This is a genomic window from Streptomyces sp. NPDC001714 (assembly GCF_042892755.1).
Taxonomy (GTDB): Bacteria; Actinomycetota; Actinomycetes; order Streptomycetales; family Streptomycetaceae; genus Streptomyces.
In genome coordinates this window covers 273,806-287,451 of sequence record NZ_JBIAUL010000003.1, presented here as the reverse complement: position 1 = coordinate 287,451, position 13,646 = coordinate 273,806, and the positions used below count along the sequence as shown (strand labels likewise).

Sequence of the window (13,646 nt, the reverse complement as noted above, 5' to 3'; positions counted from 1 at the left end):
CGGCCGCCACACCCCGCCCCTTGGGCGCACATCCGCAACCACACCCTGCACATCCCACGCCCCCCATCGGTTCCCCGTGATCAGAACGCCCCCCATACTCGAAAGGTGACCGCCACCGACCCCCAGCCCTACGACGCGATCGTGCTGGCCGGCGGCGCCGCAAGGCGCCTCGGCGGAACCGACAAGCCCTCCGTCCGGGTAGGCGGCCGCCCCCTCCTCGACCGCGTCCTCGCGGCCTGCGCCGGCGCCCGGCGGACCGTCGTCGTGGCGGCCCCCCGCCCCACCTCCCGCCCCGTCCACTGGACCCGCGAGGACCCCCCGGGCGGCGGCCCGGTCGCCGCCCTCGACGCCGGACTGCGGTGTACCACCGCCGACCACGCGGTCGTACTCTCCGCCGACCTCCCGTTCCTCGAAGAGGCGACCGTGGACCGCCTGTTGGCGGCCCTGCACCCGAGCGCCGCGGACGGCGCCCTGCTCACCGACGCCGACGGCCGGGACCAGCCCCTCGTCGCGGCCTACCGCACCACCGCACTCCGCCACGCCCTCTCGGCCCTGGCCGAGGACAGCGGCAACGGCCTCACCGGCCTCCCCCTGCGGCGCCTGACCGCCGCACTGAACCTCACCCGTGTCCCGGACCCCCTCGCGTCCTTCGACTGCGACACCTGGGACGACATCGCCGACGCCAGGGCACGCATCAGGGAGCATGGGCACGTGTTGGATGAATGGATCTCCGCAGTCAAGGACGAACTGGGCATCGACCTGGACGTCGACATCCGCCTTCTCCTCGACCTGGCCAGGGACGCCGCGCACGGCGTGGACCGCCCGGCCGCCCCGCTGACCACCTTCCTCGTCGGCTACGCGGCCGCACAGGGCAAGGGCGGGCCCGAGGCGGTCGCCGAGGCGGCCCACAAGGCCGCCGCGCTGGCCCTGCGCTGGGCGGAAGAGGCGAACACCGCAGGGAAGCCCGCCACCGACGGGCCGGGCTCCGGCCAGCCGGGTTCGGGCAACCCAGCCCCCGGGCCCGGCCGGTGACCGCCCCCGGCACCCGGGCCGGCACGCCCGCCGCCGCGGACACCGACGACGATCTCGACGTCGAGGAGGCGCTCGCCCTCGTGAGAGAGCCCAGGGAGCCCCGGCAGGACGCGACCCCCGCGCCCACCCCCCGCGACGCGCACGGCGGTCACCCGGCGCACCGCCACCGCGCCACCCCCTGGCCCCAGGCCCGCGAGACCGCAGCCCGCGCAGCCCGGTTCGCCGTCCGGTCCGGAGCCCGCCGCGCTCCCGTCTCCGTACCGCTGGCCGGCGCCCTCGGTCTGACCCTCGCCGCCCCGCTGGACGCGCTTACCGATCTGCCCTCCTTCGACACGTCCGCGATGGACGGCTGGGCGGTCGCCGGCCCCGGACCCTGGGACGTCCGCGAGGACGGCGTGCTGGCCGGGCACGCGCAGCCGGATCCGCTCACCGACGGCGAGGCGGTCCGTATCGCCACCGGCGCCCGGATCCCGGTGGACACCACCGCGGTGCTGCGCAGCGAGCACGGCCGTCTCGACGCCCAGGGCCGGCTGCACCCCACCCGTGAGGTGGTCCACGGCCAGGACATCCGCCCGCGCGGCCAGGAGTGCCGTAGCGGCGACCAGTTGCTGCCGGTCGGCACCCTGGTCACCCCGGCCGTCCTCGGCCTCGCCGCGGCCGCCGGATACGACACCGTCACCGCCGTCCCCCGCCCCCGTGCCGAAGTGCTGATCCTGGGCGACGAGTTGCTCACCGAAGGACTGCCGCACGACGGACTCATCCGGGACGCGCTCGGTCCGATGCTGCCGCCCTGGCTGCGCGCGCTCGGTGCCGAGGTCACCGCCGTACGCCGGCTCGGCGACGACGCCAAGGCCCTGCACAGGGCGATCACCGCCTCCACGGCCGATCTCGTGGTCACCACGGGCGGCACCGCCTCCGGCCCGGTCGACCACATCCACCCCACTCTGGAGCGCATCGGCGCCGAACTCCTCGTCGACGGCGTCAAGGTGCGCCCCGGCCACCCCATGCTGCTGGCCCGCACCAAGGAGAACCAGCACCTCGTCGGTCTCCCCGGCAACCCCCTTGCGGCCGTCTCCGGCCTGCTCACCCTCGCCGAACCCCTGCTGCGCACCCTCGCCGCCCACCCGGCCCCCGAGCCGTACACCCTGCCCCTGGCGGAGGCGACGCACGGGCACCCGTACGACACCCGGCTCATCCCGGTCGTTCTGCGCGGCGACGCCGCGGTTCCGCTGCACTACAACGGCCCGGCCATGCTCCGCGGCATCGCCGCCGCCGACGCGCTCGCGGTCGTACCGCCGGGCGGAGCCCGTCAGGGCGAGGAGACGGAGCTGCTGGACCTGCCCTGGGCGGCCGCGGGCATCGAGGTGTGTTTCACTTGACCGCTCCCCTCTATGAGTGGAGGGGATTCCTGGCTCAGGCTGCCTCTGGGAGCTGCGCTCTCAGAGGTCTTACGCCCTCAGCACCAGCCGGGTTCAGACCTGCCCGGACCAGCATCACGCGGGCGGAGTTCTTGTCTCTGGGGGAGACGACTCCGCACGCGGCGCAGGTGTAGATGCGTTCGGACAGCGGCAGTGCGTGCTTGGTTCTCGCTCCGCACGATGCGCAATCCATGGTCGTATGCGCAGGGTGGACGAGCCGGATATCCCGCCCATGCTTGCGGCCCATCTCGATCAGCGCCTTCTTCGTGGCCCCGATCGCCGCATCGGCCGCTTTGCGCGCCATCGAAGACTTGGTGAGGAACTTCGGGCGGAAGTCCTCGACTGCGATGATGTCGTGGTCAGTCACGACCTTCTTCGCCCACTTACGAGCGGTGTCCTGCCGCTGCCGGGCGATCTTCGCGTAGTTTTTCGCCCGCCATTTCTTCGCCTCGCGGTATCCCTTCGAGGCGGCTTGTCCCTTCTTCGGAGTGCGCCGGGCCATCATCCGGTCGTACCGAGTGAGCTTGGTCTGGGCGTGGTGTCCGTGCTGGGCGTGCGGGAGATCATGGGCGTCGGAGGTGGTGGTAGCGGTCACCGTGACACCCCAGTCCACGCCGAGCACAGCGCCTGTCTTCGGCAGCGGCAGTACCTCGACGGGCACTACGAAGGAGCAATACCAGTGGCCGATGCTGTCGCGGTAGACACGCACAGAGGATGGTTCGGCGGGCAAGCGCCGGGACCACACCACTGTCAGCACGATCCCGCCTGCGAGGTACAGGCGATCGTCCTTCAGCCGAAACCCGCGCTTTGTGTAGTTCAGCGTCGGCAAGGACCCGCGCTTCTATTTGTGTTTCGGCATACCAGCCCGCCGCCACTGCGGCAGGCCTTCCTTGATGTCCTTCTGCGCCCTCGCCCGGGACTTGCCGAAATCCCGAATGAGCTGCTGCTGCGGCACCGAGCTGCCCTGGCGGAGCCACAGCGTGCGCCTTCGTGTCTCGGTCAGCATCTTGTCGAGCTGCGCCGGGCCACAGGTCCGCTTCTCGCCAGTGGTCTCGTAGTACAGGTGGGCCGCCTGGGACTTGGCGACACACTCGTTCCAGATCCATCGACAGCGGTCCCACTCCGCCAGCAGTGCTTCGCGTGCGGTCGACGACACACGCAGCCGATACGTGTACCGGGCGTGCCCAGCCTCGTCGGCTTCCGTGGATGTGGTCATGACGCCACTGTGGGCTCATGCATTCGCCTGCCGTCCAGGAATCCGGCAAAGCCACGCGAACGGGTGACCTCCTAGGCTGCTACGGACCGGGTGATCGCCGAATCCTTCTCTTTCTGGAGGAAGCAGTAGCGTCATGACCATGTATGCGATCACGATTCCCGAACCTGGTGGGCCCGAGGCGCTGGTGTGGGACGAGGTTCCCGATCCCGTGCCCGGGGAGGGCGAAGCGCTGGTCGAGGTGGTGGCCGGTGCCGTCAACCGCGCCGACATCATGCAACGACAGGGCTACTACGACCCGCCGCCGGGCGCATCCCCCTACCCCGGTCTTGAGTGCTCCGGGCGGATCGTCGCGCTCGGCCCCGGGGTCTCCGGCTGGTCGGTCGGCGACGAGGTGTGCGCGCTGCTCGCGGGCGGCGGCTACGCCCAGAAGGTCGCCGTGCCGGCCGGACAGCTGATGCCGGTGCCCCAGGGCCTGGACCTGAAGCAGGCGGCCGCGCTGCCCGAGGTGGCCTGCACGGTCTGGTCGAACGTCTTCATGATCGCCCACCTGCGCCCCGGCGAGACCCTCCTCGTGCACGGCGGCTCCAGCGGCATCGGCACCATGGCGATCCAGTTGGGCAAGGCGATCGGCGCCAAGGTCGCGGTCACCGCGGGCACGAAGGAGAAGCTGGACTACTGTGCCGAGCTGGGCGCCGACATCCTCGTCAACTACCGCGAGCAGGACTTCGTCGCCGAGGTGAAGGAGGCCACCGACGGCGCGGGGGCCGACGTCATCCTGGACAACATGGGCGCCAAGTACCTGGACCGGAACGTGCAGGCGCTCGCGGTCAACGGGCGGCTCGCGATCATCGGCCTGCAGGGCGGTGTGAAGGGCGAGCTGAACATCGGCGCGCTGCTCGGCAAGCGGGCCGCGATCAGCGCGACCTCGCTGCGCGCCCGTCCGCTCGCCGAGAAGGCGGCCATCACCGCGGCGGTGCGGGAGCACGTGTGGCCGCTGATCGCCCAGGGCCATGTCCGCCCGGTCATCGACCGGGAACTTCCGATGGCGGATGCGGCGCAGGCCCATCGGGTGGTCGAGGCCAGCGAGCACATCGGAAAGGTCCTGCTGGTCGCCCCGTAGCGCCTCAGCCTCGCCGTACCCGCAGGCCGACGAAGGCGAGGCCGAGCCCGAGGCCGATCAGGACCAGGCCGCTGCCGAGCGGAAGGACGTGCAGCACGGGCTCGGTGTCGTCGTCCTGGCCGGTGCCCATCGCCTGGTCGGCCGGGTGCGGCTGGGGCGAGGCGGGAGCCAGGACGGCCTCCCGGGGCGGCTGTGCGGAGGTGGCCGCCGGGCTCTCGGCACCGCTTCCCGCGGGCTCCGTCGCCGTCCCATCGCCGGGGCCGTCCGGGCCGTCATGGTCGTCCGGGGCGTCCGGATCGTCGGGGTCCTGGTCCTCGACCTTCGTCGCCGGTTCCTGGGGCCGCCCCGGTCGCATCCGGCCCTCGCCGGCCACCGTGCCGGCCAGCGACGGCTCGGGCGTGGCCGAGGCGCTGGCGGAGTCCGAGGGCCCCGGCTCGGGGCCGTACGCGACAGCCGTGCCGCACGGCAGCAGGACCGCCGCGAGGACGAGCAGCAGACGGACGAGCGGGAGCCGTACCCGGCCGAGGGACCGTTCGCGGCCCGCGGGCAGCGGGATGCCGGGGCGGGGAAGTCGCAGCCTTGGAGTCACGTCGGTGACCTCCTGGAACACAGTCGTCGTCAGGGCCGACGATCACCAGCCTCACATTCGCCGGCAAACCCGGCATTTCTGATTCGGCCGAAGGGTCTACGACCGGCCGGGGCGGTTCTGAGGGGTGGATCAGCCCTCATGGGGGGCACCACGGTGGTGAGGTGTACGGGTGCGAGAGAATGGCGGCATGGAGATGCCGAGGAACGAACGGTCGCCCGAGAATCCGCAGATCCTGGTCGTGGGCCAGGACGGGATGGCACTCGGCGGCGGCAACGGGGACGAGGACTCCCGCGAGATCCCGGTGACGGAGATGGTGGAACAGCCCGCCAAGGTCATGCGGATCGGCAGCATGATCAAGCAGCTTCTGGAGGAGGTGCGGGCGGCTCCCCTCGACGAGGCCAGCCGGGTCCGGCTCAAGGAGATCCACGCCAGCTCCGTGAAGGAGCTGGAGGACGGTCTGGCGCCGGAGCTGGTGGAGGAGCTGGAGCGGCTCTCGCTGCCGTTCACCGAGAACTCGACTCCCTCCGACGCCGAACTGCGCATCGCGCAGGCCCAGTTGGTGGGCTGGCTGGAGGGGCTCTTCCACGGGATCCAGACCACTCTGTTCGCCCAGCAGATGGCCGCCCGCGCCCAGCTGGAGCAGATGCGGCGCGCGCTGCCCCCGGGCGTCGGCCACGAGGGCGAGGAGCACGGCCCGGCCGGCCGCTCCGGCGGGCCGTACCTCTAGGGGCTCCCGGACACTCCCGAGACGGCGAAGGGCCCGGCGTACACCGCCGGGCCCTTCCTACTGCGCCTCTCCTGCCGCGCCTCTCCTGCCGCGCCTCTCCTGCGCCTCGCGTCAGCCGGTCGCAGGGTTGCCCGTCGACACCTTGAGCTCGATGGTCGGCATGGCCTGCGGGTCGACGTCGGTGCCGGAGGACGGGAACTGCTCCATGATCGTGCCGTCGCCGTACGTGTTCTCGTCCACGGAGACGGTCTTCATCTGCCAGCCGGCGGCCTGGAAGCACTCCTTGACCGACTTGATGTACTTGAACTTGAAGTCCGGGACCTGGATCTTGTCCGGGTCGTCGTAGGACTCCTGCGGTTCGGTGCACTCGGTCTTCTCGATGGTCTTCGAGGTGTCGGGTCCGCGGTAGCCCGACGCGTGCGAGGCCGCGGTGCTCGCGGTGCTGCCTCCGCCGCTGCTGCCGCTGCCGCCGGTTTGGTCATCGCCGCCGGTGTTCAGCGCCAAGGCGACGATCAGGCCGATCACCGCGACCAGCGACACCGCGACCGACCCGATGACCACCGGCCGGTTGCTCTTCCCGCCACCGCCGCCACCGGAGGCAGGCGCCTGCGGCGTGATGTTGTACGGGGGCGGCGTCGACGGCGCCGGCTGGGCGTACCCGGCCGGCGCCGGGTAGCCCGCCTGCTGCGGATAGCCGTAGGCGGGTGAGGGAACCGCGGGCCCGTAGGGATTCGGGACCGCCGGTCCCGGCTGGTACGGCGTCTGCACCGGACCGGGAGGCGCCGTCGTCGCCTGGCCGACCGGCGGGAACACCGCGGAGCCGACCCCGGCACCGCTCTGCGTCGGCGGAAGGCCCGGGACGATGCTGGGCGCGGCCGGCTGGAGCGAGGCGGCCACCCGCAGGCACTCGTCGCGCATGGACTCGGCGGTCGGGAAGCGCTCGTTCGGGTTCTTCTTCAGCGCGCGGGCGACCAGCGCGTCCACGGCCGGCGGAAGGGCCCGGTTGACCGAGGAGGGGGCGACCGGCTCCTCCTGGACATGCGCATAGGCGATGGCCAGCGGCGAGTCCGCGTCGAACGGCAGCCGCCCGGTGACCAGCTGGAACAGCATGATGCCGACCGAGTAGAGGTCGGACCGCGCGTCCACGCCCCGGCCGAGCGCCTGCTCCGGGGAGAGGTACTGCGGAGTGCCGACGACCATGCCGGTCTGGGTCATCGAGGTGACCCCGGACTGCATGGCGCGGGCGATCCCGAAGTCCATCACCTTGACGACGCCACGCTTGGTCATCATCACGTTGCCGGGCTTGATGTCGCGGTGGACCAGCCCCATCTCGTGGCTGATCTCCAGCGCGGCCAGCACGTCGGCGGTGATCTTCAGCGCCTTGTCGGCGGGCATCGCGCCGTGCTGCCGTACGTCCTCCTCCAGCACCGAACCGAGCGGGCGGCCCTCGACGTACTCCATGACGATGTACGGCATCGTCGAACCGTCCAACTCGTCCTCACCCGTGTCGAACACGGAGACGATGTTGGTGTGCGTGAGCTTGGCCACTGCCTGGGCCTCGCGGCGGAAGCGCTCGCGGAACGCCTGTTCCCGGCCGAGTTCGGTGTGCAGGGTCTTGATCGCGACCTGCCGGTCCAGGACCGCGTCGTACGCCAGGTGCACGGAGGCCATGCCGCCCTCGCCGAGCAGGTCGCGCAGCTGGTAGCGGCCACCGGCCAGAGCCCGCCCCGCGTAACGGCCGTATGTGCCGTCCTGGCTCATTTTCCCCGTCCCCCGCCCGGCACTCAGGCACCCTTGTTGATCGAATGTCTCATTCCCGCCCAAGTCTGCCGGAGGGCACTGACACGTCAAGCGCGGTGCCCGTTCCGTGACCGTACGCGAAAGAAGAGCCGCGGAAGCGTTACAGCGGCCGTACGTCCGGTACACAGAATTTGCACGACAGCGCGTGGTACGGGTTGGATGGCCGGTCCGTCCACGGGTCGGATCCCGGACCTGCGGGTTGCGCCGAGGCTGTAGCGTGGCCGACGGAGACCGTGACAACACCGCGCGCACCGCGGGCAGAAACGACGGCGAGGACCGATGGCACAGACGCACAGCGCCCAGGGCCCGTCCGACCCCGAGGCGACTGGCGGCGGCATGTCAGACGCGCCGGAGATGTGGGGCAACGCAGGCCTGGTCGGCGACGGCCGGTACCGGCTGACCCACCGGCTCGGGCGGGGCGGCATGGCCGAGGTGTTCGCGGCCGAGGACGTACGGCTCGGCCGCACCGTGGCCGTGAAGCTGCTCCGGGCCGACCTCGCCGAGGACCCGGTCTCCAAGGCCCGCTTCACGCGCGAGGCACAGTCGGTCGCCGGGCTCAACCACCACGCGATCGTGGCGGTGTACGACTCCGGCGAGGACGTGGTCGGCGGCCAGTCCGTGCCGTACATCGTGATGGAGCTGGTCGAGGGCCGCACCATCCGCGACCTGCTGATCAACGCCGAGGCGCCGGGCCCCGAGCAGGCCCTGATCATCGTCTCCGGGGTGCTGGAGGCGCTGGCCTACTCGCACCAGCACGGCATCGTGCACCGTGACATCAAGCCCGCCAACGTGATCATCACGCACAACGGCGCCGTCAAGGTGATGGACTTCGGTATCGCCCGCGCCCTGCACGGCGCCTCCACGACGATGACGCAGACCGGCATGGTCATGGGCACGCCCCAGTACCTCTCCCCGGAGCAGGCGCTCGGCAAGGCCGTCGACCACCGCTCCGACCTGTACGCCACCGGCTGCCTGCTCTACGAACTCCTCGCCCTCAGGCCCCCGTTCATCGGCGAGACCCCGTTGGCGGTGGTCTACCAGCACGTCCAGGACATCCCGGTGCCGCCGTCCCAGACCTCCGAGGGCGCGGCCCCGCCGGAGCTGGACGGCCTGGTCATGCGCTCGCTCGCCAAGGAGCCCGACGACCGCTTCCAGACCGCCGAGGAGATGCGCGGCCTGGTCCAGTACGGCCTGCAGATGCTGTACGACCAGGGCGCCCACACCGGCACCTGGAACACCGGCCCGGTCACCGTGCACGACGGCCGGCACACCCCGGCGGCCGGTTTCGCCGGTACGACCGTGATGCCGCACCCGACGGCCGCCTCCGGGACCACGCAGATCCCGCAGCCGATCCTGCCGGGCGGCTACGGGGGCGGTGACGACGGCGGTTTCGAGGGACACGGCAACAGAGGAAGTGGCCGCGGCAAGCTGTGGATCCTGGCCGTCCTCGCGGTGATCGCGGTCGCGGCGGGCGTCGCGCTGGCGCTGAACCACGACGGGGGCGGTGACGGCGGCGGCGCCGGTACGTCGCAGACGCCGACCACCTCGCAGACCACCAAGGACGAGACGCCCAGCGCCAGCCCTTCGGACGAGACCAGCGACACGGGCACGGCCACGGAGACCGGCGACAGCGGCTCGGGCAACAACGGCAACTCCGACTACACGCCGTCGTCGACCCCGTCGTACACCCAGTCCCAGACGGAGAGCAGCGAGCCGACCGACGAGCCGAGCGACACGGCGAGCGCCTCGCAGCCCACCGACACCGAGAGTTCGCCGGACACCCAGCCCTCCGACACGGCCGGCACGGGCGACGCCGGCGGAACCGACGCCGGCTCGATCGCCGGGACCGGCGTCGGCGGCGGTTGAAGGACACCGACACCCTTCGGCTGATCGACTGCCGCTGATCGACCTCCGCCGGCCGACCGCTGCTGATCTGCCGCTAGTGCACGAACGCGTCGCACACCGCGTCGTACTCCCTGGTCCACCACACGGCGAGTGCCGAGGCGGCCGGGAACTGGGGGTCCGCGCGGGTGTCGCCGCGCTCGTAGTGCCAGCGCAGCATCCAGAAGTCGTTGAGCCGCTCCCACCACACGCGGTGCACGGCCGCCGTGAGCTCCGAGGGCGTGGCCCCGGCCGCGCGCCGGTACGCGCGCGCGTACGCCCGTACCTTCCCCAGGTCGAGTGCTCCCGCCGGGCGTACGAAGAAGATCGCGGCGGCGCGTACGGCCTCCTCCGCGCGGGGCTGCACGCCGAGCCGGTCCCAGTCGACGATGGCGGCGGGCGCGTCGTCCTTGTAGAGCAGGTTGAACGGGTGGAAGTCGCCGTGCACCCAGCCCACCGAGGCACCGCGCGGGGGGCGCCGGCCGGTGTGCTGCTCCAGGAGCGCACGGCGTTCGAGGAGCCGGTGGCGGGCGAGTTTGTCGAAGGCGTCGGCGGGGCGGTGCCGGCTGACCTGGGCGAGCAGGTCGTCGATGAGCGCGAAGGTGTCGGCGGGGTCGGCGCTCTCGACGGGATGAGGGCTGGTGGCCGGGCGGGTGCGCCCCTTGGGTGGCATCACGCGCTCCAGACAGGCGTGCACGGCGCCGAGGAGCGCGCCGAGCCGCGCGCACTCCCCGCGCGTGAGCTGCCCGCCGTGCCGGTGCCGGCCGTCGATCCAGGGATGCAGTGCGTAGGCGTGGCCGCCGACGACGGCGACCGTACGGCCGTCGCGGTCGGCGAGGGGCGGGGCGACCGGGACGCCGAGGGCGGCCAGCCGCAGGGTGGCCAGATGACGCCGCTCGATGGCGGCCGGGTCGGCGGTGTCGGGGTCGAAGTGGTGCTTCAGGAAATAGCGGCCGCGGGTGGTGCACAGGCGGTAGCCGCGGTTGAGCAGGCCCTGTTCGACCGGCTCGCAGGCCAACGCGGAACCGGCGGCGTACCGCCGGAGCAGGGCGCCCAGAGGGGGCGCGTGAGGTACGAGGGGTGGTACACATGAGCGCGGCACGCGCCAGATGCTAGGGCAAGCGCCAGTGCTGTGAGCTGGGCGTTGTCACAGGCAGTCGCTGATGGTCGCTTTCGGTCACGTGATGGACCGCGGCGAATACAAGTGCGAAAGATGGGCCCCGGGGACGCGCCGCGGAGCGTAGGGTCACGGCGCCGCGCTCGGCGCGCGTCCGATGTCCGGCGCGCAGACCGGACACCTCGATGTCTTCCCGTGGCCCGGGGCGGCGGGATAACGTGCCGTAGCTCCGGCCTCCTGCAAGGCTCTGACCAGCGACCTTCCGGCCCGCGTCGATTTACTAGGAAACCCAAGCAAAAAGTACTTGGATTTCCAAGCAAAAACGCAGGTCAGGAGGGGTTTCACAGAAATGTGGGGCACTGGGTAACGTGCATGTTGCAGGGCGCTCGCCGGGGCACCTGTCACGCCTGTTCCCGGCCGAGTGGCACCCACCCCGTGCCACGGGTGTCGGAAACAGGTGAGCCGCACTGGCTTCACCCGGCAACCCCGGGGGCCGGACCGACGGAGGAGCACACGTGACCGTGGACAGCAGTGCCGCGAGCGAACCGCGACGCAGCGCCGCAGGCAAGGCCGGTACCACCGGCACCAAGACCGGCACCAAGCGCACCACTCGCACCACCAGTCGCACCACCACCAGCACCGCCTCTCGCACCACCACGCGCAGCACCGCGAAGAAGAGCACCGATCCCGAGCTCGTCCAGCTGCTGACCCCCGAGGGCAAACGGGTCAAGAACGCCGAGTACGACGCGTACGTCGCCGGGATCACCCCCGACGAGCTGCGCGGCCTGTACCGCGACATGGTGCTCACCCGCCGCTTCGACGCCGAGGCCACCGCACTGCAGCGGCAGGGCGAACTGGGCCTGTGGGCGTCCCTGCTCGGCCAGGAGGCCGCCCAGATCGGCTCCGGGCGGGCCACCCGCGAGGACGACTACGTCTTCCCGACCTACCGCGAGCACGGCGTCGCCTGGTGCCGCGGGGTCGACCCGACCAACCTGCTGGGCATGTTCCGCGGCGTCAACCACGGCGGCTGGGACCCCAACAGCAACAACTTCCACCTCTACACGATCGTCATCGGCTCCCAGACGCTGCACGCCACCGGCTACGCGATGGGCGTCGCCAAGGACGGCGCGGACTCGGCGGTCATCGCCTACTTCGGCGACGGCGCCTCCAGCCAGGGCGACGTCGCCGAATCGTTCACCTTCGCCGCGGTCTACAACGCCCCGGTCGTGTTCTTCTGCCAGAACAACCAGTGGGCGATCTCCGAGCCGACCGAGAAGCAGACCCGCGTCCCGCTCTACCAGCGAGCCCAGGGCTTCGGCTTCCCCGGCGTCCGGGTCGACGGCAACGACGTGCTGGCCTGCCTCGCGGTCACCAAGTGGGCGCTGGAGCGCGCCCGCAGCGGCGAGGGCCCGACGCTGGTCGAGGCGTACACCTACCGGATGGGCGCCCACACCACCTCCGACGACCCCACCCGCTACCGGGGCGACGACGAGCGGCTGGCCTGGGAGGCCAAGGACCCGATCCTGCGCCTTCGCCGGTACCTGGAGGCCGCAAACCACGCGGACGAGGGATTCTTCGCGGAACTCGAGACCGAGTCCGAGGCGTTGGGCAGGCGAGTGCGCGAAGCGGTACGGGCCATGCCGGACCCGGACAACTTCGCCATCTTCGAGAACGTGTACGCCGACGGGCATGCGCTCGTCGACGAGGAGCGAGCCCAGTTCGCCGCCTACCAGGCGTCGTTCGCGGACGTAGAGGGGGTCTGACCATGGCAGCGGAAAAGATGGCTCTGGCCAAGGCGATCAACGAGTCGCTGCGCCGCGCCCTGGAGTCGGACCCCAAGGTCCTCGTCATGGGCGAGGACGTCGGCAAGCTCGGCGGTGTCTTCCGGGTCACCGACGGCCTGCAGAAGGACTTCGGCGACAGCCGCGTCATCGACACCCCCCTCGCCGAGTCCGGCATCGTCGGCACCGCGATCGGCCTCGCCCTGCGTGGCTACCGCCCGGTGGTGGAGATCCAGTTCGACGGCTTCGTCTTCCCGGCGTACGACCAGATCGTCACCCAGCTCGCCAAGATGCACGCCCGCTCGCTCGGCAAGGTCAAGATGCCGGTCGTCGTCCGCATCCCCTACGGCGGCGGCATCGGCGCGGTCGAGCACCACTCCGAGTCCCCGGAGGCGCTGTTCGCGCACGTGGCCGGCCTGAAGGTCGTCTCCCCGTCCAACGCCTCGGACGCCTACTGGATGATGCAGCAGGCCATCCAGAGCGACGACCCGGTGATCTACTTCGAGCCCAAGCGCCGCTACTGGGACAAGGGCGAGGTCAACGCCGAAGCCATCCCCGGCCCGCTGCACAAGGCCCGGGTGGTCCGCGAGGGCACGGACCTGACCCTCGCCGCCTACGGCCCGATGGTGAAGCTCTGCCAGGAGGCCGCCGACGCGGCCGCCGAGGAGGGCAAGTCCCTGGAGATCCTGGACCTGCGGTCCGTCTCCCCGCTGGACTTCGACTCGATCCAGGCCTCGGTCGAGAAGACCCGCCGCCTGGTCGTGGTCCACGAGGCGCCGGTGTTCTTCGGTTCGGGCGCGGAGATCGCCGCCCGCATCACCGAGCGCTGCTTCTACCACCTGGAGGCCCCGGTCCTCAGGGTCGGCGGCTACCACGCCCCCTACCCGCCGGCCCGTCTGGAGGAGGAGTACCTTCCGGGCCTGGACCGGGTGCTCGACACCGTCGACCGTGCCCTGGCGTACTGA

General features: G+C 71.4%; 10 protein-coding genes and 1 pseudogene. 7 read left to right on the top strand and 4 right to left on the bottom strand.

Going from position 1 to position 13,646, the window contains the following annotated elements; translation table 11 throughout:
• Positions 1-105: 105 nt before the first annotated feature.
• A complete protein-coding gene (locus ACFY0P_RS10055) occupies positions 106-1,032 on the top strand; it encodes an NTP transferase domain-containing protein (RefSeq protein WP_388909286.1) in 927 nt (308 codons plus the stop codon).
• Entirely contained in the window at positions 1,029-2,411 is a 1,383-nt protein-coding gene (locus ACFY0P_RS10050; RefSeq protein ID WP_388909284.1) for a molybdopterin molybdotransferase MoeA, read from the top strand. Before ACFY0P_RS10055 ends, ACFY0P_RS10050 begins: the two co-directional genes overlap by 4 nt.
• 34 nt (positions 2,412-2,445) lie before the next feature.
• On the opposite strand, the pseudogene ACFY0P_RS10045 reads toward ACFY0P_RS10050, so the two are convergent.
• Positions 2,446-3,666, bottom strand: a pseudogene (locus ACFY0P_RS10045) (RNA-guided endonuclease InsQ/TnpB family protein).
• 139 nt (positions 3,667-3,805) lie between these two features.
• Here ACFY0P_RS10045 and ACFY0P_RS10040 point away from each other — a divergent pair.
• On the top strand, positions 3,806-4,786 hold the full coding sequence (locus ACFY0P_RS10040) for an NAD(P)H-quinone oxidoreductase (protein WP_388910085.1): 981 nt from the start codon (positions 3,806-3,808) through the stop codon (positions 4,784-4,786).
• Between the two features lie 4 nt (positions 4,787-4,790).
• On the opposite strand, the gene ACFY0P_RS10035 is transcribed toward ACFY0P_RS10040, so the two are convergent.
• The gene (locus ACFY0P_RS10035) at positions 4,791-5,375 is read right to left on the bottom strand and encodes a hypothetical protein (protein WP_388909282.1); all 585 of its coding nucleotides are present in this window, start codon (positions 5,373-5,375) and stop codon (positions 4,791-4,793) included.
• A gap of 187 nt (positions 5,376-5,562) precedes the next feature.
• Between ACFY0P_RS10035 and ACFY0P_RS10030 the strand changes: the two genes are divergently transcribed.
• Entirely contained in the window at positions 5,563-6,102 is a 540-nt protein-coding gene (locus ACFY0P_RS10030; RefSeq protein ID WP_181808180.1) for a bacterial proteasome activator family protein, read from the top strand.
• Positions 6,103-6,213: 111 nt separating this feature from the next.
• Here the strand turns inward: ACFY0P_RS10030 and ACFY0P_RS10025 are convergent, their stop codons facing one another.
• A complete protein-coding gene (locus ACFY0P_RS10025) occupies positions 6,214-7,863 on the bottom strand; it encodes a protein kinase (protein ID WP_388909280.1) in 1,650 nt (549 codons plus the stop codon).
• Between the two features lie 318 nt (positions 7,864-8,181).
• Here ACFY0P_RS10025 and ACFY0P_RS10020 point away from each other — a divergent pair, with 318 nt between their 5' ends.
• Entirely contained in the window at positions 8,182-9,768 is a 1,587-nt protein-coding gene (locus ACFY0P_RS10020) for a protein kinase (protein WP_388909278.1), read from the top strand.
• Positions 9,769-9,841: 73 nt separating this feature from the next.
• On the opposite strand, the gene ACFY0P_RS10015 is transcribed toward ACFY0P_RS10020, so the two are convergent.
• Positions 9,842-10,885 carry a phosphotransferase gene (locus tag ACFY0P_RS10015; protein WP_388909276.1) on the bottom strand — a complete coding sequence of 348 codons (1,044 nt, stop codon included), beginning with the start codon at positions 10,883-10,885 and terminating at the stop codon, positions 9,842-9,844.
• Between the two features lie 530 nt (positions 10,886-11,415).
• Here ACFY0P_RS10015 and pdhA point away from each other — a divergent pair.
• Complete coding sequence (gene pdhA, locus ACFY0P_RS10010; RefSeq protein WP_388909274.1) at positions 11,416-12,663, top strand: pyruvate dehydrogenase (acetyl-transferring) E1 component subunit alpha; 1,248 nt, start codon at positions 11,416-11,418, stop codon at positions 12,661-12,663.
• Between the two features lie 2 nt (positions 12,664-12,665).
• Positions 12,666-13,646, top strand: a complete 981-nt coding sequence (locus ACFY0P_RS10005; RefSeq protein WP_388909272.1) for an alpha-ketoacid dehydrogenase subunit beta — start codon at positions 12,666-12,668, stop codon at positions 13,644-13,646.